At 48.2% G+C, this 18155-nt stretch carries 16 protein-coding genes and 1 tRNA gene; 9 read left to right on the top strand and 8 right to left on the bottom strand.

Features of this window, described 5'->3' with window-relative positions; translation table 11 throughout:
• The first annotated feature begins 94 nt into the window (after nucleotides 1–94).
• From ACP7IZ_RS09075 to ACP7IZ_RS09045, 7 genes are all read left to right on the top strand, one after another.
• Nucleotides 95–1126, top strand: a complete 1032-nt coding sequence (locus ACP7IZ_RS09075; protein WP_426848815.1) for an NAD(P)H-quinone oxidoreductase — start codon at nucleotides 95–97, stop codon at nucleotides 1124–1126.
• Between the two features lie 145 nt (nucleotides 1127–1271).
• Nucleotides 1272–1970, top strand: coding sequence for a YggS family pyridoxal phosphate-dependent enzyme (locus ACP7IZ_RS09070; protein ID WP_426848814.1), 699 nt, complete (start codon nucleotides 1272–1274; stop codon nucleotides 1968–1970).
• A gap of 113 nt (nucleotides 1971–2083) precedes the next feature.
• Nucleotides 2084–4066: a potassium transporter Kup gene (locus tag ACP7IZ_RS09065; protein ID WP_426848812.1), complete on the top strand. Its 1983-nt coding sequence runs from the start codon at nucleotides 2084–2086 to the stop codon at nucleotides 4064–4066.
• Between the two features lie 4 nt (nucleotides 4067–4070).
• Nucleotides 4071–5225 (top strand): radical SAM family heme chaperone HemW, encoded by a 1155-nt coding sequence (gene hemW, locus ACP7IZ_RS09060; protein WP_426848811.1) that lies wholly within the window; start codon nucleotides 4071–4073, stop codon nucleotides 5223–5225.
• A 44-nt stretch (nucleotides 5226–5269) separates the two neighbouring features.
• On the top strand, nucleotides 5270–5704 hold the full coding sequence (locus ACP7IZ_RS09055) for a DUF1489 family protein (protein ID WP_426848810.1): 435 nt from the start codon (nucleotides 5270–5272) through the stop codon (nucleotides 5702–5704).
• A gap of 539 nt (nucleotides 5705–6243) precedes the next feature.
• Nucleotides 6244–6319, top strand: a tRNA-Glu gene (locus ACP7IZ_RS09050).
• A gap of 144 nt (nucleotides 6320–6463) precedes the next feature.
• Nucleotides 6464–6592, top strand: coding sequence for a hypothetical protein (locus ACP7IZ_RS09045; protein WP_426848809.1), 129 nt, complete (start codon nucleotides 6464–6466; stop codon nucleotides 6590–6592).
• A gap of 327 nt (nucleotides 6593–6919) precedes the next feature.
• On the opposite strand, the gene ACP7IZ_RS09040 is transcribed toward ACP7IZ_RS09045, so the two are convergent.
• The 3 genes from ACP7IZ_RS09040 to ACP7IZ_RS09030 form a co-directional block, all read right to left on the bottom strand.
• Entirely contained in the window at nucleotides 6920–7093 is a 174-nt protein-coding gene (locus ACP7IZ_RS09040; RefSeq protein WP_426848807.1) for a hypothetical protein, read from the bottom strand.
• Between the two features lie 165 nt (nucleotides 7094–7258).
• On the bottom strand, nucleotides 7259–9016 hold the full coding sequence (locus ACP7IZ_RS09035) for a Hint domain-containing protein (RefSeq protein ID WP_426848805.1): 1758 nt from the start codon (nucleotides 9014–9016) through the stop codon (nucleotides 7259–7261).
• An 853-nt stretch (nucleotides 9017–9869) separates the two neighbouring features.
• Nucleotides 9870–10076 carry a hypothetical protein gene (locus ACP7IZ_RS09030; protein ID WP_426848804.1) on the bottom strand — a complete coding sequence of 69 codons (207 nt, stop codon included), beginning with the start codon at nucleotides 10074–10076 and terminating at the stop codon, nucleotides 9870–9872.
• Between the two features lie 84 nt (nucleotides 10077–10160).
• Between ACP7IZ_RS09030 and ACP7IZ_RS09025 the strand changes: the two genes are divergently transcribed.
• Nucleotides 10161–11162: a helix-turn-helix transcriptional regulator gene (locus ACP7IZ_RS09025; protein ID WP_426848803.1), complete on the top strand. Its 1002-nt coding sequence runs from the start codon at nucleotides 10161–10163 to the stop codon at nucleotides 11160–11162.
• Nucleotides 11163–11326: 164 nt separating this feature from the next.
• Nucleotides 11327–12352 carry a PD-(D/E)XK nuclease family protein gene (locus ACP7IZ_RS09020; RefSeq protein WP_426848802.1) on the top strand — a complete coding sequence of 342 codons (1026 nt, stop codon included), beginning with the start codon at nucleotides 11327–11329 and terminating at the stop codon, nucleotides 12350–12352.
• Between the two features lie 222 nt (nucleotides 12353–12574).
• Here the strand turns inward: ACP7IZ_RS09020 and urtE are convergent, their stop codons facing one another.
• The 5 genes from urtE to urtA are packed head-to-tail and all read right to left on the bottom strand — an operon-like array spanning nucleotide 12575 to nucleotide 18119.
• Nucleotides 12575–13270 carry an urea ABC transporter ATP-binding subunit UrtE gene (urtE, locus tag ACP7IZ_RS09015; RefSeq protein ID WP_426848801.1) on the bottom strand — a complete coding sequence of 232 codons (696 nt, stop codon included), beginning with the start codon at nucleotides 13268–13270 and terminating at the stop codon, nucleotides 12575–12577.
• 38 nt (nucleotides 13271–13308) lie between these two features.
• Nucleotides 13309–14049: an urea ABC transporter ATP-binding protein UrtD gene (gene urtD / locus ACP7IZ_RS09010; protein WP_426848800.1), complete on the bottom strand. Its 741-nt coding sequence runs from the start codon at nucleotides 14047–14049 to the stop codon at nucleotides 13309–13311.
• Nucleotides 14046–15185, bottom strand: coding sequence for an urea ABC transporter permease subunit UrtC (urtC, locus tag ACP7IZ_RS09005; protein ID WP_426848799.1), 1140 nt, complete (start codon nucleotides 15183–15185; stop codon nucleotides 14046–14048). Before urtC ends, urtD begins: the two co-directional genes overlap by 4 nt.
• The gene (urtB, locus tag ACP7IZ_RS09000) at nucleotides 15182–16786 is read right to left on the bottom strand and encodes an urea ABC transporter permease subunit UrtB (RefSeq protein ID WP_426848797.1); all 1605 of its coding nucleotides are present in this window, start codon (nucleotides 16784–16786) and stop codon (nucleotides 15182–15184) included. Before urtB ends, urtC begins: the two co-directional genes overlap by 4 nt.
• Nucleotides 16779–18119: an urea ABC transporter substrate-binding protein gene (gene urtA, locus ACP7IZ_RS08995; protein ID WP_426848796.1), complete on the bottom strand. Its 1341-nt coding sequence runs from the start codon at nucleotides 18117–18119 to the stop codon at nucleotides 16779–16781. Before urtA ends, urtB begins: the two co-directional genes overlap by 8 nt.
• Between the last annotated feature and the right edge of the window lie 36 nt (nucleotides 18120–18155).

Here is an 18155-nt window from a genome sequence, read left to right as displayed (position 1 = left end):
TAGCGCGGACGTGAACTTGCATGCGTTATCCATACTGTATGCAGCCACGTTAAACGTTTTTGGGTAACCACAACTACAGACGGCGGAATTCTCTATGCCTGCACCCTCCCTTCTGCCTTCCACCATGAAAGCCATCTGCTTTGCGCAAGCAGGTGCGCCGGACGTTCTGCACCTGGAAACAATTCAGGTTCCGCAACCAGGCCGAGGCGAAGTGCTGGTACGCGTGATGGCTGCTGGCGTAAACCGACCTGATATTATGCAGCGCAAAGGGCTTTATCCACCTCCGCCCGGAGCCTGCCCAAGGCTAGGGTTGGAAATAGCTGGGGAAGTTGTCGCACACGGCCTGCCACAAGATGGTGTCACAATGCCTGCCATAGGGAGCCGCGTATGCGCGTTAGCAAATGGGGGCGGATATGCAGAATATTGCCTTGTACCTGCCGGGCAATGTTTACCTTGGCCAGAAGGCTTTAATGCCATAGAAGCCGCCGCCCTACCGGAAACTTTTTTTACCGTGTGGTCTAACCTTTTTATGCCCACCATGCTGCCCAAAGATGCACGGGTATTGATTCATGGTGGCAGCAGCGGCATTGGCACAACGGCTATACAGCTTGTTAAGGCTTTTGGCGGCACACCTTTTGCAACAGCCGGAACGGATGAAAAATGTGCTCTGTGCGAACAACTGGGCGCACAGGCCATTAACTATAAGACGGAAGACTTTGCCGAACGCATTGCGGAATTTACCAAAGGCAAAGGCGTAAATGTTATTCTTGATATGGTTGGCGGCCCCTATTTTGAACGAAATCTCAAGAGCCTCGCCTTTGATGGAAAGCTGATCATTATCGCACTGCAAGGGGGCGCAAAAGCCGAGCAAGCCAATCTGGTGCGGATTATGACGCACCGGCTTATTGTAACAGGCAGCACATTGCGCCCACGCGATAGCGCCAGCAAAGCCCGCATTGCACAGGACCTAAAGGCAAAAGCCTGGCCTTTGCTGACAAACCGCACAATACGCCCTTTTATCCATCAAACTTTCCCATTGGCACAGGCTGCAGCGGCGCATCAGGCAATGGAAGATGGACACCATTTGGGTAAAATTATCTTAACAGTCGATTCTCTTGCAGTATAAATTTGGTTTTATACTAAGGTATCCCTCAGGCGCTTTAAGCCAAGACCTTCTAGGCGCCTGAAAAGGTTATCTTCCTCTCTCAACATAGGTATGCGGCGTTTGCGGCACTTGACCAAGTGCGCATCTTCAAGAATTTTGACGCCTCATGGAAACACCATCCGCCCTTCCCTCATCTGTTCTAGCGGACCGGCTTGCGGCCGTTCGCCAGAATATTGACGCAGCAGCACACGCAGCAGGCCGGAATCCCGCCTCTGTCACGCTGGTTGCCGTTTCCAAATTTCATCCGCTTTCCAGCGTGCAGGAAGCCCTTGCCGCAGGCCAGCGTGTGTTTGGAGAAAACCGTGTGCAGGAAGCCGCCAGCAAGTTTCCCACCCTGCGGGCAACTTACCCTGACCTGCGGCTGCACCTGATTGGTGGCCTGCAAACAAACAAAGCGCGTGATGCAGTGCGCATTGCCGATGTTATAGAAAGCCTGGACCGGCCGGAACTGGCAGAAGCTCTGGCCAAAGCAGCAGATAAAGAAGGCCGCCTGCCTGAGCTGCTCATTGAGGTCAACACAGGCGATGAGCCCCAAAAATTTGGCGTCCCGCGTGAAAAAGCAGATAGCTTTATCCGCACCTGTCGCCAACAGTTTGGGGCAAAGTTGCAAGGGCTGATGTGCATTCCCCCCGCCATGCAAGACCCTGTGCCGCATTTTAGGCTGCTGCGCAGCATGGCGCAGGAACATGGGCTCCCTGTTATTTCCATGGGGATGTCTGCCGATTACCCACAAGCCATTGCCGAAGGGGCAACTCTTGTGCGTGTTGGCACCGCAATTTTCGGGCCGCGGCCACCTTCCCCCTGATTTTCATTTTCTGGGTGGAGGCCAGTATGCCTTGCTTCCACCTATCTGCGCCCTTTATGCAGGGCGAACGGGGCAACGTGCCCCTGTAAGACTGACGTGGAGCCAGAGACACCATGACTGACCCCGCCAACAAACCGGCTGGTTCTCCTCCTACAGGAGATCAGCCGCATGTGGCTTCAGCGCCGGAACCGCGGCGCATTACGGAATTTGACGCCGACCAACCGCAGCACGCTGCCGCCCCTGTTGGCTTTGCCGCTCTGCTGGGTGTGTTGGGCGTTGTGTATGGTGATATCGGCACCAGCCCACTTTACGCCTTCCGCTCTACTGTAGAAGTTATTTCGGGCCATCATCAGGTTGCTCCGTGGGAAATTCTGGGCGTTGCCAGCCTGATTTTCTGGACACTAATCCTGATTGTCACGGTCAAATACGTCATCCTGATCATGCGGGCTGACCATAATGGCGAGGGCGGTATCCTTGCTATTATGTCCCTTGCCCAACGTGTGGTGGTCAACCAGAAAACCCGATGGATATTAGGGTTAGTTGGTATTGTAGGCGCCTGTCTGTTTTTTGGTGATGGCATTATTACCCCTGCCATTTCCGTGCTTTCCGCCATTGAAGGCGTGGAAGTGAGCGTGCCCGCCGCGCATGACTTTGTGATACCCGTAGCCATATTGGTGATTATCAGCCTGTTCAGCGTACAGTGGATTGGCACAGGCAAAGTTGGCACCATATTTGGGCCAATCATGCTGCTGTGGTTTGGCACGCTAGGTGCGCTGGGGCTGATCGAAATTCTACATCACCCAGCTATTCTCATGGCGCTTTCGCCTACCTATGCGCTGGAGTTCATCTTCTACCACGGCAAGCTTTCCTTCCTTGCCCTTGGCTCTGTTGTGTTGTGCGTAACCGGGGCCGAGGCTCTGTATGCCGATATGGGCCATTTTGGCCGTGCCCCCATCCGTTATGCATGGCTCTTTTTTGTGCTGCCCATGCTGGTGCTCAACTATTTTGGTCAGGCTGCTCTGGTTATTTCTGACCCCAAAGCTCTGGCAAACCCCTTCTTCCTGCTGTGCCCACACTGGATGCAGGGGCCAATGGTGGTGCTTTCCACTTTTGCAACCGTTATTGCCAGTCAGGCCGGCATTTCCGGCGGCTTTTCCATCTGCCGCCAGTTGATCCAGCTTGGCTATATGCCCCGGCTGCGCATTACCCACACCAATGCGGAAGAAGAAGGCCAGATTTATCTGCCAGACTTCAACCGCTTTCTGGCTGTGGGCGCTGTGTTGCTGGTGGTGGCCTTCCGCAGTTCTGATGCCTTGGCGTCTGCCTATGGCATTGCGGTTACGGGTACATTTATCTGCACCTCTGTTCTGGCCATTGTCGTTTTCCGGCGCCACTTTGATTGGCCGGCATGGAAAGTAGGCGCTGTGTTTGGTGGCTTCCTGCTGCTGGACAGCACGTTCTTTGCCGCCAACGCCCTTAAAATTCCTGATGGCGGCTGGGTGCCTGTGTTACTTGGCTGTGTGTTAACGCTGATGATGACCACATGGAAAAAGGGCCGCAGCCTTATTATTGCGCGCCAGCGGCAGGATAGCCTGCCCATGGGGTCCTTTATCGCGCGGCTTCCGCAGTCCCGCATTATTCGCGTGCCCGGCATGGCTGTGTTTATGACCAGTACACCAGACTTTGTGCCCCCGTGCCTGCTGCATAATTTGCGGCATAACAAGATTTTGCATGACCACGTGCTCTTCGTAACCGTGCAGAACCTTGATCAGCCAGAGGCAGAACGCGGCCACCGCGTAGCTGTGGAGGAACTGGCCCCAGATATCTACCGCATTGTGCTGCGCTACGGGTTTATGGAAATGCCCAATATCCCCCGCGCACTGGAAGAACTGAAAGCCAACGGTGTTGATTTTGATGCCCTTCAGGCATCCTATTTCACATCCCGCGAGCTGATTACCCGGTCTTCTGTGCCGCGTATGTCACGCTGGAGGATGTCTATCTTCCTGTTCATGCTCCGCAACTCTACCTCCAGCATGGAATTCTTCCGTATTCCGCCGGATCGTGTTGTGGAACTGGGCGTGAAAGTGGCTATCTAATACTGTGGAACAGGACGCACTCGCCCTTTATATCCACTGGCCATTCTGTTTGGCCAAATGCCCGTACTGTGACTTTAACTCACACGTGCGGGCAGAAATTCCACAGGCGCGCTTTGCACAGGCGCTCCGTACAGAACTTGCACACGAGGCAAACCGTTTGGGCCGCCGCCGCCTGACATCCATCTTTTTTGGTGGCGGCACGCCTTCACTTATGGCCCCACAAACAGTCGCAAGTTTGATAGATGATGCCACATCTCTGTTTGATGCGGCCCCCAACCTTGAAATTACGCTGGAAGCCAACCCAACCAGCGTAGAAGCTGAAAGGCTGAAAGATTTTAGGCAGGCCGGGATAAACCGTGTCTCCCTCGGCATTCAGGCCCTTAATGATGAGGCATTGCATTTTCTGGGCCGTCAGCATTCCGCCACGCAAGCGCTGGCTGCACTGGAACTTGCCCGCTCATTGTTCCCCCGCATTACGTTTGACCTGATTTACGCCCGCCCCAACCAGAGCGTGGCCGCATGGAAAACTGAGCTGGAAACAGCGCTGCAACTGGTAGCAGACCATGTCTCGCTCTATCAGTTGACCATTGAACCCGGTACCAAATTTGAAGCTCTTTATCGGCAGGGCAGCTTCAGCCTGCCTGATGAAGAAACAGCCGCTGAACTTTATGAAACAACAACAGCCATCACCCATGCGCATGGGCTGAATGCTTACGAAGTTTCCAACTACGCCAAACCGGGTAGTGAAAGCCGCCATAATCTGACCTACTGGCATTACGGTGATTATCTGGGCCTTGGCCCCGGCGCACACGGGCGCATTACACTGGACGGCCAACTGTATGCTACGCGCAGGCACCGTGCGCCTGAGCCATGGGCCGAACTGGTGGAACGCACAGGTTCTGGTCAGACAACTCAGGAAGCACTTGTACCGCAGGAACGTGCGCGAGAAATGCTCTTGATGGGTCTGCGTTTACAGGAAGGCATTGCGCTCAAACATTTTGAGGCCCGCACAGGCCTACACCTATCAGAAACCCTAGACCCGGTTATTCTGGCGGCTGCGGTGGAAGAAGGTTACCTTGTGCAAACCTCCACCCATTTACACGCCACAGAAGAAGGCCGATTGCGGCTGGAAGCCCTGCTACATGCGCTGGTGTTTTAAAAATAGAACCTTGCCTGATGTAAGTGACGCACTACATTGGAAAAATGCTTAATCTGATCAAGCTGGCTGTGGGTGTTGAATCACTCGAAGATCTGACTGAACGGCTGAAACAGCCGTTCAATACCTATGCTCATCCAGATTATGATGTTCCTTTGCCCGTAGTGCACACACGCTCTTTTCCCAAACAAAAAGATGCCCTTCTGGATGGTGGTTCATTGTACCGCGTCATCAACGGGCTTATTCTGTGCCGACAGCCCATTATGGATATTCAAACCACAACACGGGCGGATGGCACACAAGGCACGCTTATCTTGCTTTCCCCCAAGATTATTCCCGTACAACCCCGGGCCATACGACCATTTCAGGGATGGCGCTATCTGCAAAGCCAAGATGCCCCCGCTGATTTGCAGGGCACTCCTACGCACGCCGGAGGCCTGCCTCTTTCTCTACAGAAAAAACTGTTAGAGCTTGGCCTCTAAAATATTCCCTACCAACCGCGAATAACAGCACGGCCAGTATAGGGAAAACTACAAAATTTCACCTCCCCCAATTCAATCAGGCAAGATGCATACAGACCATTGAGCTGTTGAACCACGGCTTGGCCTGTATAGGGCTCCTTACAGAATGTGGCGTTCCCTCCTGTAACTAAACATCTATAATATCTGCCGTTTTCCGACGTTAAAGGCAGCACAGCGTCCCCTGTAAAGGGCAGGCCACAAAATACAGGATGACCACCAGAAAGCTGACAAGCCGCAATATTATGTGCGATGCTTTGCGCCAATACAGCTGTGGGCAACCCAAGACAGAAAACCATAAGACCTTTTATAAAATGCTTGGCTTGCACGTGTTTACTATCCTGAATTGGTACTTATGCATGCCAATTGAACTGGAATGACCCTTTGGCAATATGCCGACATATTATGGAATGATGTTTTTTTCAAAAACCTCCGTAAAAGTCTATTTCCTGCCTTGACGCTCCTCAGCAATATCTCTACAAAGCGCCTCAACACAGCCTCTTGTCCCGTTCGTCTAGAGGCCTAGGACACCGCCCTTTCACGGCGGCAACACGGGTTCGAATCCCGTACGGGACGCCAATCTTTCCAATGACTTATGAGTTTTGGTCACGGAATGATTGACTGTTTTTAGGCCAACCTTAGGCCTGTTACCAAAAAAGATAATAAGTACATTGTCTCATCAGGCCTATGAAAAGGCTATGCTGGGGTTGAGCGCGACTCACCATGAAAGATCGCATCACTTCCGGCAAAACTTTTCTGGCCACAGGCCGCCCGCTCCCTGCCGGGGTTGAGCGCGGCAAGGGCCAGTATCGGGCCCGCAAACGCATCGTGGACGGAAAGAAGATCCACTAGATCTTTTCCTCAGCCAAACTAACACGACGTTGGCTGGAGAGAACGCCTGCCAAGCTGGAGCTTGGCCAGTTCCAAGATACGCGACCGCTGCGACGCCAGACCGTCCGTGAACTGGTCGACCGCTATGTGCGCAAGGACATGCAGACCCGGGATAATGATCGCAAAGGTCACATCCCCGCCATTCTTCAGGGCAAGATCACACGGCTGGCGCTGGTCGATTTGACCGCAACGGCAACCTGTGGCGGACAAACTACCAAAATCCATGGAACGTGATGCCCGAGCAAAGGACGGACATCACTGAAGCAATTCAGAGGCGTAGCGACATGCCTAGAGTAATGCTACCGCCGTTTGAACTTCAATTATACCACTTACACCAGAGGTGGTTTCTGTGAGTGTCGCATCGGTCAGCGTCCCTGAAACAACCACGCGATCATAAGAATTATAATACTGGTTTGCTGATGTTGTACCATCAGGAGTGGTTGTAAAGATTGTATCAACCACAATAACCGTAACTTTCTTTGCATGTTCATGAATGACGCAAAGTCGTGAAAAAAACCGGTTTCAATGAAATATTAAGATATTACAAATAGGCAGCATAAAAATAGTGAACTGGAAATCTATAGTAGACTCTCTCCGCCAGAATAGCGGAGAGAGAGATACGTAAATTTAAGCAGAGCGAGTATCTGCTGGAACAGATTCTGCATTTTGCACAGTGTACGGACCAGCAGCCCGGATGCTCAGTGCAAGAATACCCATGCAGCCCCGCGTTAGATCACCCAAAGGCAGAACAGCATCCCCATTTGTCCATGCACAATCAGTCCAATCTGTATCATGCCAGCCAATTGGCTTTTCTGACTGCAGGTGAGCCGTTACAGCAACTTGCTCCTTGGCTGTAACAAAACACACATCCGCAACAGCTACGCCCATCATGCGGCGGTCATCCACGAATGGACCAATCACATCAGCCGGACGGCTGGCGCGAGAGACAATGCGCACGGCGCTTGTGTTGGCTGGCAGCATAAAGCTGTAGCGCTGCCCACCATGCCGGATAGGACGAATAATGGCGCCATTTTCCGTAACAAGATGCAGATTAGGATCCTGTATCAGTTCAGCTGAAACCTGAGAACTGATAAACTCTTTGTTTCGTGCTTCCAGTTTACGGAACAGTGGTTCAACAAATGCACGGTCTACACATAGAGGTGCCCCGGCATCATTTTCCCAAGTTTTTGCAGTATTCCGCAAACTTGCAATTTTACCTTCCTGACGGAAAGAGGAACGATTACCCGTATCCAGATAACTTTCTGTCAGCATACCATCCGCTGTGATGACGGAGTGCTGCTCCGCTTCTAGGTGGTAGTATTCATAAGAAACGATGGTTTTATCGTAGAAAATCGAAACCCCATTTACCAGCATACGTGCAGGCACAAATTTGCCTTCAAAAAACAGGCAATGTTCTGGCGTGATCAGCATATCCTTGTAGGGCACGCCATCAGCAATGGCGTCTTTCAGAACCCGAACGGGGTATCCTGCCTCATCATCCGGCATATTTGCATATGCGAAAGCATGCGATTTACCAGCCCATACAACCGGCTGGGTCACTTCCTTGTTGCTCTTCCAGTCGAAAGCGACAATTTCATCACCAATTTTGATGTCTTCAACTGCCACATCACCTTCTGGCGTACGGATCATGCTGCCAGACAGGAAGCAGGTATAGGATGTGCTGCCACCGTTAACTTTATAGCTGCCATCTGCCAGTTTTGTATAAGACAGAACGACCGCATTGTAAGGGTTGCCCTCATTATAAGGGCTTGGAACCAAAACGTTGACGCCGTAATGAACACCAGTTGCCGTGTCATTGCTTCCCGCAGGAATAGGATTACTGCTGCTCGCAGATTCAACAACCAATGTCGAACCGGAGGCATCATACTGGCCATAAATACCAATCTTTCCCGATGCTCCACCAAAGGTGCCCGGAATACCATTCATGACAAAAGAAACGTTACTATTAGCGGTACCATTACTGTTGAGTAGCCCGCTGACAACAGCGTTCTGCAGAGCAGGATAACCGTACGTTTCACCACCAACGGAACTATGCCCCGGCAAATTGGTTTGAAGGACCCAGCTGCTAGGCGTATCCATCATAACACTGGAACCAGAGGCACTTAAATCAAGTGTGCCGTTAATTTGTGATCCATCCTGTACTTCAAGGCTGGCACCATTAACAACAATTCCCCCAGTGGAAGCAGATGTGCCTGCACCTGATGTATTTTCGGTACTTCCTTCTTTTGTACCAATAGTTGTCCCACTTTCTAGAACGTAAAATTTTCCAGCTTCCAGAGTGACTGTTCCGGAATTGCTTTCGAGAACATATGGGTCTGTTTGAGTGCCGGTACCACTAGCCACATCGCTGGGTAAAGAAGACATAAATTAAGTCCTTTTCTTAAATTCTAAAATGACACAAGAACAAACCCAAGCCCCTGCATCGTGCACGTAACGTGTTAAGTAATCGCATAACAAAAATGTTAAATCAACAAAAACACAATGATATTTTTTGCATAAATTTTTTATTAAATCAAAAAATTTCCCTTATTTTCAGTAACTTATGCACATCCTATAAAATAAGTATTTATAGTATATTCATTTTAAGTATGTATATAATGCAATCAATAATAACATATATCCTAAAAATTGATATTATATAATTAAATTAAGAATAGATTGTATTTTCACAAATATTAAAATTTATATTAACTTTCGCTGCACTCTATGCTCTGATAGCCCGTAGAAGGTTGGGCTGATTGTAAAGACGCTTTCCGTAGCATCAGCTCCCCATTTTTCTCAAAAGAATATATATAATCTGCATGTACTATCGTTGCAGGACGATGGGATACGATTGGACTTGTAACGATTTAGCGGATTGCAGCCGATCTTAGCATTAGCAAATCCACCTAGGATAAATGGATAGTGGGGTACCGTCCGACCAAGCCAACATCCGAACATCAGGCTGATCTGGCTCGCGAGAATGAACGTCTTCGTCTGAAGAGCAGTATTCTGCGGAACGAGAGAGAAACTGTTTTGACAATGTTGCTGTCAAAACAGTTTTCAAAAGTCTGAAAAGCAGAACAACAAACTTTTCTTTTCGACCACATAGAAACCTGATCGACTAAAAACACTATCCTTCCGTTTTCTTTAACGGCCTAAAAAATTCCAATGGTAAGTTCATTCGATAAATCACTCACAAAACGCGCTATACTACTTCAAATATTTAGATCATGCTTTAACGCGCAGAAATACAAGATTTCTGACGACCTTTCTCATCATAAACATAAATAAAACTTCCTTTTTTTATGCTAACTGTACTACTTGTATAGCCTTGCAACCCATCGGTAGGCTGCCCTCCTGCCCCAATACAAGATAATTGTTGCCCTTTTTCATTATATACATATACAAAACGTCCTTTTTGGATCGCACTTCCTATAGCCATGACATATAGTTCCTTTTTCTTAACCATTCATGATAATAGCAATTATCTACGTCAGTAACGGACGTAGTTAATTATGGTGACGTGATGCGATTTGAAAAAGCCAATATAATTATAAAACTCGCACGGCTATTAGCCGGAACAGCTGAAGGTCTGACCCTTGATGAAATAGCTATTGCTTGCCATGTCAGTCGCCGTACAGCAGAAAGACTAAAAGCCACTATTGAGGCAATTTTTCCTCAACTAGAAGCCATTACAGATGGTCGTAAATTACGGTTCCGCATCAGTGGTGGACTAGATCGATTTCTACAGGCCCCAACATCTGACGAACTTGCTGAACTTTATAGTGCAGCCAAAGCTTTGGAGATGAGCGGAAGTTCCTTGCGAGCCAATCTACTCAATTCATTAGGCGAAAAATTAAAATCTTCGCTTCGCCCTTCAGACAAACACAAGTTAGCTCCGGATATAGATGCTCTTACCATAACTGCTGGTTACGTCACTCCGATTGGGCCTCAACCTCTTGCCGATCCAAATGTTTTAGAAACAGTGCGTTCAGCCATTAAAAGTGGAAGCTGCTTAACTTTCGTTTATGGGAAAAATGCCAATTCTCGTCGCACAGTCTCTCCTTGGGGGATACTGTATGGGCGCTCCTATTATCTGGTTGGACCTATCATAGGAAAGCAACACCCTGCTCTGTGGCGCTTTGATAAGCTTCATCTTGTAGAAATAGGGGGGCAATCAGTTTTACCACCTGCTGGCTGGTCAATTGCAAAGTTTACGGCTCAATCTTTTGGGGTTTTCCAGGAGAAACCTCAAAAAATTATACTCCGTTTTAAACCCCAAGCTGCTTATGATGCTTCCCGTTTTCTGTTTCACCACAATCAAACAACCACGTTGCAATCTGATGGAAGTGTCGTCATTCAGTTCGTGGCAAGCGGATCACTTGAGATAGCAAATCACCTTTTTACTTGGGGCAACACAGTCGAAATTGTTGAACCCCACTCTCTACGAGAAAAACTTTGTGAAATGCTAGAAGCAGCATTCCAACATCACAAAGCTACGACCATTTCTGACGCATTAAACCATTAAACGCTTTTTTTATGAGCTCATTTAGGAGAGTAAAAAACAAAGAGGAAAAGAATAATATTCTGCTACCGCATGTTCACCAAAAACGATAGAACACCATAAAATGTAAACATGCATTACTTATTGCATTTACACAAAATGAACACCTTTACGAGGATGAATACCCTATGTTTGATAATACTAATTTATTCCGCTGGGCAACATCAGAGTTATCGCAAGATGCTTTTATTTGCTGGCTGTTAAGCTGGGCTGACAGCTCATGTGCAAGCAAAGACCTTAAAATGCATACTGCAGGAAAAATATTTGTTAATTACTTACTTGAATTGAGCAAAGAGAATCCGATTTCAAGCGAAAATATTGTTGTTAAAAAACAACTTGATTCAGCGGACATTGTTGCTGAAATTGGCAAAAATCTCATTCTTCTTATCGAAGATAAAACTGATACTTCCGAACATGGTAACCAATTAGATCGCTATAAAACTGCAATCCAAGCTCGCTATCCCAACCGGAAAATCTTACCGATTTTTTGCAAAACAGGAAATCAATCGAATTATAAAAAAGCAAAAAAGTCTGGATACAACCTTCTTTTGAGAAGGGATTTTTTGAACGTTTTAATAAAAATCAAAGAAAGTGGATTAGAAAACAATATATTCAATGATTTTTTATCGTTGCTTGATTTTCGTGAAAAAGAAACGCAAAGCTTTCTCCACCTTCATCCTAACGACTGGTCTCGTTATTCTTGGCAAGGTTTTTTTCTCTCTCTTCAAGAAGTTTTTCCGGATCTTAATTGGGGATATGTTGCCAATGCACAAGGCGGATTTATGGGGGCTTGGTGGCATTTCGGGGCTTGGTCTGGCTGGCAAACCTACTTGCAAATAGAAGAAAAATCTCTTGTTATGAAATTGGGTTGCTGGACAGAAAAACACCTACCATCCGCCCGAGCGTCTGTCAGAAACAGATGGTTAAAAACGCTTAAAGCCGCAAACAAAGAAAGCGATATAACAATAACTCCTCCAGTAAGGCGCGGAAACGGACGTTCTATGACAGCGGCCCTTGTAAGTTCGGGAAACAACTGGATACAACTCGATAAAAATCAGCTCATTGATTTTGATGCCACGGTAACTTTCCTACGCAAAGCAATGGCAGTAATTGATAAGGCCCGTAGTGATTTAACTTTTGCTGACGATAAGTAAGAAAAATATTCTATTTATCTTTTTTAAAAATCAGAAATTTACAGGGGGCTATTTTCTGCCTCCTGTGAAATCTCAGAATAATTTAACGAATGATCTTGATTACCCCACGGATTTACCCACGAAGTGAACCCACAACCACTTAAGGCAAACGGGTTCGAAGCCCGTGCGGGACGCCAAGTTTTTCGTAAGACTTGCAGAAGATTTTCTTAAAGCCCCACTCTCTCAAATCGCAATGTTGGCGCGCACTACTTCTGCATCCATTTCTGCAACTTGCCCAGAAAGTATAATTTTGCCTCTGTCCATAACTTCTACGGTATCAGCAAGATTAAATGCAAAATCAAAGTATTGTTCCACCAACACAATGGCCATATCTCCACGGTCTCGCAACATAGAGATAATAGTGCCAATGTCCTTAATGATATTGGGTTGAATGCCTTCTGTTGGTTCATCCAACACCAAAAGCCGAGGACGGATAATAAGGGCACGCGCAATAGCCAACTGCTGTTGCTGCCCGCCCGAGAGGTCACCTCCACGTCGATCAAGCATTTTCCCTAAAACAGGGAACAGTTCAAAAACTTCATCTGGTATTTTTCTGTCTCGCCGCTTTAAAAGGCCAAACCCGGTTTCAAGATTTTCACGCACACTCAGCAAAGGAAAAATATCGCGCCCCTGCGGCACTGTCGCGATGCCCCGCCTTGCACGCTCATAAGCGGAAAGGCTTGTAATATCCTCTCCCTCCCATACAATCTTACCTGAACTGACAGCATGCATACCTGTAATAGCACGCATAAGGCTGGTTTTACCAACCCCGTTACGCCCCAGCACACATGTAACCTTGCCTGCGCATGCTTCTAACGAAACACCTCGCAAAGCAATGGCAGCCCCATAATGCAGATGCACATCCTCAACCCTAAGCATAAGGACATTCTCCTTTTCTGCATTTACGGTTCAGCATTTTAGCGTCCAAGATAAACCTCGATAACTCTTGGATCATGACTGACATCTTCCAAATTACCTTCCGCCAGAACAGATCCTTCATGCAACACCGTTACTGTCACCCCTAATGCACGCACAAAATCCATGTCATGTTCTACAACCACCACACTACGCGTCTGATTGATCTCTCGGAGCAACTCTGCGGTTGCCATGGTTTCTGCATCTGTCATGCCCGCTACGGGTTCATCCACCAAAAGCAAATCTGGCTCCTGCCCTAACAGCATGCCTATTTCCAGCCACTGCTTCTGCCCGTGGCTCATCCCGCCAGCCTGCCGAGCAGCATGATCTTTCAAACGGGTAGTTTCCAGAATCTGGTCTATGCGCTCCTGCTCTTTACCTGAAAACCGCGCAAGCAAAACAGAAAATGGTGCACGAATACCACTCAAAGAAAGCAATAGGTTTTCTTGCACAGTTAACGCTTCGAACACTGTTGGTTTTTGAAATTTGCGGCCAATTCCCAACCGAGCGATTGCTGGTTCATCCAGCTTGGTCAAATCATCTCCACAAAACCGAACTGTGCCTGTATCTGGGCGCGTCTTTCCTGTGATGATATCCATCATCGTCGTTTTACCTGCACCATTTGGGCCAATAATTGCCCGCATTTCCCCTGGGTGCAGCGTAAGGTTCAATCCATTGATAGCCCGGAAACCATCAAAAGTTACGCTAACATCACGCATTTCCAGCAAAGGTGCTTCACTCATGCCTCTTCTCCTTCCGGGTTAGAGACTTCAGGCGTAACTTCCTCTGGCTGCTTTTTGGCAAAATGATGCCGCAACCCCATAAGGCCCTGAGGAAGAAAAAGGGTGGTAACAAGAAAGAGCAAACCAAGCCCATAAAGCCAAAACTCTGGCAACCATGCGGTAAAAAGTGTTTTACCGCAATTTACCAATACGGCCCCAAGCACAGACCCGGACAACGTACCACGCCCACCCACGGCAACCCAGATAACAGACTCAATAGAATTAGCAGGAGCAAACTCACCGGGGTTGATAATACCCACCTGCGTTACATAAAGAGCGCCACCAATGCCAGCTACCATGGCCGAAAAAACCCATATCAGCAGCTTGGCCTGCTCTGGACGGTATCCTAAAAAGCGCGTGCGGCTTTCTGCATCTCTTACAGCCACCAGCAAATAACCAAATCTGCCCGATACAAGCCACCGAGAGAGCAACAAACACCCTGCCAACACAGCCCCAGTAACCACTAAAAGTACTGCCCGTGTAAGAGGTGAATGCAAATCAGCCCCTAAAATATCCTTAAAGTCTGTTAGGCCATTATTGCCGCCAAAGCCTAAGCCATTCTGAAAAAATGCCAACATCAAAGCATATGTCAGAGCCTGCGTGATAATGGAAAGATAAACACCCGAAACACGAGAGCGAAAGGCTAACCAGCCAAACACACCAGCCAGAATACCCGGCACTATCAGTACCAGTAACATCGCCCATGCAAAATGATCACTCCCCCACCAGTACCATGGAAGTGACTTCCATGATAAAAAGATCATAAAATCTGGCAAATTGGGATTGCCATAAACGCCACGGGCACCAATTTCCCGCATGAGGTACATGCCCATGGCATAGCCACCCAATGCAAAAAATGCTGCATGCCCCAATGTCAGAATACCTGCAAAACCCCATACAAGATCAACAGATAAAGCAAGAATAGCATATGCCAGATACTTGCCTGCCAATGAAACAACAAAGGCTGAAACATGGAGTGGATTTGCTTCTGGAAGCAAACTTGCACCCGCCAACACAATCGTAACCGCAAATGCCACTGCAGCCATACGTATGGCGCCGGGGAAAGGCTTTGTGGTTGAAGGGGACAGCACGTTCATGACTCTACCCCCCGACCACGCACAGGGAACATACCTCTCGGATGCCGCTGAATATAGAGAATAACCAGTACAAGAATGGCAATTTTAGCTGATACAGCCCCAATAGTGGGTTCCAGTATTTTTCCGCCCATACCAAGCGTCATGGCCGCAGCTAATGTGCCCCACAGGTTACCAACACCACCAAATACCACCACCATAAAGCTATCGATAATGTAGGATTGCCCCAAATTAGGGCTCACATTATCAATCTGGCTTACAGCTACCCCGGCTAACCCAGCCAGCCCGGCCCCCAGCCCAAAAGCCAGCGCATCTACACGCGGTGTACGTATCCCCATCAACGCCGCCATACGGCGGTTTTGTGTAACGGCACGCATTTCCAAACCAAGTGATGTTTTACGCATAACCAGCATAAGCGCGCCCAGAACCAAAAAGGCAAAAACAAAAATTGCCAATCTGTTTAAGGTAATATCCACACTCCCAAGCATCCATGATCCAGAAAGCCACGCAGGTGTTACAACCGCGATATTGGTAGGCCCGAAAATAGACCGGATAGCCTGCTGAAGAATGAGAGAAAGCCCCCACGTTGCCAACAGAGTTTCCAGCGGTCTGCCATACAAAAAGCGGATCAGACCGCGTTCGATAAGAATACCCAGAAAACCACACACAAAAAACGCAACAGGAATTGCCACTAAAAGGGAAACAGGCTCTAGCCACGGAACGGTTGCCCGAATACCTTGCTGCACCAGCCATGTTGTATAGGCGCCAATCATCATCAGCTCACCATGAGCCATGTTGATCACACCCATAACACCAAATGTAATGGCAAGCCCTGTTGCAGCCAGAAGCAATACAGACCCATAGCTCAGCCCATAAAAGGCATTTTGCAATACGCTCCATACACGTTGTTTTAAATCTATGCTGGAAACAGTTTTTGCCGCTGCCTTTCGCACTTCCGCTGTTTCATGATCAGATGCAGCTACAACAGCAAGTAAGCCGCGTGCTTCCAGATCTCCTGCTGAACCAAGCGTTTTTACAGCGGCCAAACGCGTGGCCTCCTGTCCCGGTTGCACGGGTTGTGCCAGCATTGTTGCTGCATTTGCCTGTTCAAGTTTCAACCGAACATGACTGTTCTTTTCACGCTCCAGAGCATGATGAATAACCGGCAGCATGGCAGGATTATGCTGCGCATACATTTGAGTTGCAGCTTTTAAACGCACCGCATCTTCTGGAGAAAGCAATTCCAGTTCTGCAGTTGCGCTCGCCAAAACCTGGCGGACATGATTATTCATCCGCACAGGTTTAAGATCGGCTGGTATATTTTGTACAGACTGACCAGTTCGGGCATCAACATAGGTTGTGCCAGCCCGAATAAAAATTCCACCCGCAGGAGAATAAACTAGATGCCGTTTTTCCAAGGCATCTATAACCGCTCCAGCTTGCGGATTGCCAGAAGCCACCAAAGCCGAAACCGTATCGGCTATGGTATTAAACTGGCCACTTTCCAAACCTGAAAATTCGTCTGCTGCTGCCACTCGCATTCCTGAAAATGCAAGCAGCAAACAGACAACACCAGCCCACAGAAACTGGCTGAACCTACGCATGCTTTTTACCAATACACGTTTTAGTGGCTGTATTATAATTCCCACACGAAATTGGCTTGCTCCAGTCTCCGATCAGATTTTTAGTTTCTGGCACCCACGGTGACCAAGCCTGCCCAGCTATTGTGCTGGGTGTTTTCCAAACAACACTGAACTGACCATCTTCCTGAATTTCACCAATATATACAGGTTTTGTGAGATGATGATTAGGTAGCATTTGCGCTACACCACCCGTAAGATTAGGTTGGCGGATACCTATCATGGTATCTATAACTTTATCATGATCTGTAGTGCCTGCTTTAGTTACAGCCTGCACCCACATATTAAAGCCAATATAATGGGCTTCCATTGGATCATTTGTTGTGCGTTTTGGATTTTTTGTAAATTCATGCCATTGCTTGATGAATAACTTATTTTCTGGCGTATCAATGCTTTCAAAATAGTTCCATGCAGCAAGTTGCCCAACCAATGAGGCTGTGTCCATACCTGCCAGCTCTTCCTCACCTACGCTAAATGCCATTACCGGAATATCTGTGGCAGACACACCTTGGTTACCAAGCTCCTTATAAAAAGGAACGTTGGCATCACCATTGATAGTGGACACAACAGCAGTTTTTTTGCCCGCCGCCCCAAACGCCTTAATTTGCGAAACAATGGTCTGCCAATCAGATTGTCCGAATGGTGTATAATTCACCATAATATCTTCGTCCTTAATGCCTTTGGACTTCAGATAATTGGCCAGAATCTGGTTTGTGGTCCGAGGGTAAACGTAATCTGTGCCAACTAAAGCAAAACGTTTGGCGTTGCCGCCCTCTTCGCTCAACAGATAATCTACCGCCGGAATAGCCTGCTGATTAGGCGCTGCACCTGTGTAGAAAATATTACGGCTACATTCCTGCCCTTCATACTGCACCGGATAGAACAGAATACCGTTGAGTTCTTCAAACACCGGCAACACAGATTTACGGGAAACACTGGTCCAGCACCCAAACACTGCATCCACTTTATCAACAGAAAGAAGCTGACGGGCCTTTTCAGCAAATAGAGGCCAGTTTGATGCCGGATCTACTATCACTGGCTCCAAAGGACGCCCCAGCAAGCCACCTTTGCGGTTTTGCTCCGCAATCAGCATGAGCATGACATCTTTTAGTGTTGTTTCACTAATAGCCATTGTCCCGGAAAGGGAATGCAAAATACCCACTTTGATGGGTTGCCCGGTAGGAGCTGCTGCCAAGGCCTGGCCTGGCCGATACGCTGCGCCTATGGCTGCAACTGATGATGCTAGGGCTAGGCGCCCAAACGCACGACGGGAAAGTTTTGGCAAGATGTCGGACATAAGAAAGCACTCCAGTTGCTGCTAGATCCTACGTCA

Origin of the sequence: Acetobacter sp. AAB5 (genome assembly GCF_050106715.1) — a bacterium.
In the GTDB taxonomy this organism is placed as follows: Bacteria; Pseudomonadota; Alphaproteobacteria; order Acetobacterales; family Acetobacteraceae; genus Acetobacter; species Acetobacter oryzifermentans.
This window is presented reverse-complemented; position numbering and strand designations above follow the sequence as displayed.

What these genes read in the sequence shown, in the direction of transcription:
- ACP7IZ_RS09075 (WP_426848815.1), top strand. Translation starts at nt 95, where the DNA reads ATGCCTGCACCCTCCCTTCTGCCTTCCACCATGAAAGCCATCTGCTTT.
- ACP7IZ_RS09070 (WP_426848814.1), top strand. Translation starts at nt 1,272, where the DNA reads ATGGAAACACCATCCGCCCTTCCCTCATCTGTTCTAGCGGACCGGCTT.
- ACP7IZ_RS09065 (WP_426848812.1), top strand. Translation starts at nt 2,084, where the DNA reads ATGACTGACCCCGCCAACAAACCGGCTGGTTCTCCTCCTACAGGAGAT.
- ACP7IZ_RS09055 (WP_426848810.1), top strand. Translation starts at nt 5,270, where the DNA reads ATGCTTAATCTGATCAAGCTGGCTGTGGGTGTTGAATCACTCGAAGAT.
- ACP7IZ_RS09045 (WP_426848809.1), top strand. Translation starts at nt 6,464, where the DNA reads ATGAAAGATCGCATCACTTCCGGCAAAACTTTTCTGGCCACAGGCCGC.
- ACP7IZ_RS09035 (WP_426848805.1), bottom strand. Translation starts at nt 9,016, where the DNA reads ATGTCTTCTTTACCCAGCGATGTGGCTAGTGGTACCGGCACTCAAACA.
- ACP7IZ_RS09030 (WP_426848804.1), bottom strand. Translation starts at nt 10,076, where the DNA reads ATGGCTATAGGAAGTGCGATCCAAAAAGGACGTTTTGTATATGTATAT.
- ACP7IZ_RS09025 (WP_426848803.1), top strand. Translation starts at nt 10,161, where the DNA reads ATGCGATTTGAAAAAGCCAATATAATTATAAAACTCGCACGGCTATTA.
- ACP7IZ_RS09020 (WP_426848802.1), top strand. Translation starts at nt 11,327, where the DNA reads ATGTTTGATAATACTAATTTATTCCGCTGGGCAACATCAGAGTTATCG.
- urtE (WP_426848801.1), bottom strand. Translation starts at nt 13,270, where the DNA reads ATGCTTAGGGTTGAGGATGTGCATCTGCATTATGGGGCTGCCATTGCT.
- urtD (WP_426848800.1), bottom strand. Translation starts at nt 14,049, where the DNA reads ATGAGTGAAGCACCTTTGCTGGAAATGCGTGATGTTAGCGTAACTTTT.
- urtC (WP_426848799.1), bottom strand. Translation starts at nt 15,185, where the DNA reads ATGAACGTGCTGTCCCCTTCAACCACAAAGCCTTTCCCCGGCGCCATA.
- urtB (WP_426848797.1), bottom strand. Translation starts at nt 16,786, where the DNA reads ATGCGTAGGTTCAGCCAGTTTCTGTGGGCTGGTGTTGTCTGTTTGCTG.
- urtA (WP_426848796.1), bottom strand. Translation starts at nt 18,119, where the DNA reads ATGTCCGACATCTTGCCAAAACTTTCCCGTCGTGCGTTTGGGCGCCTA.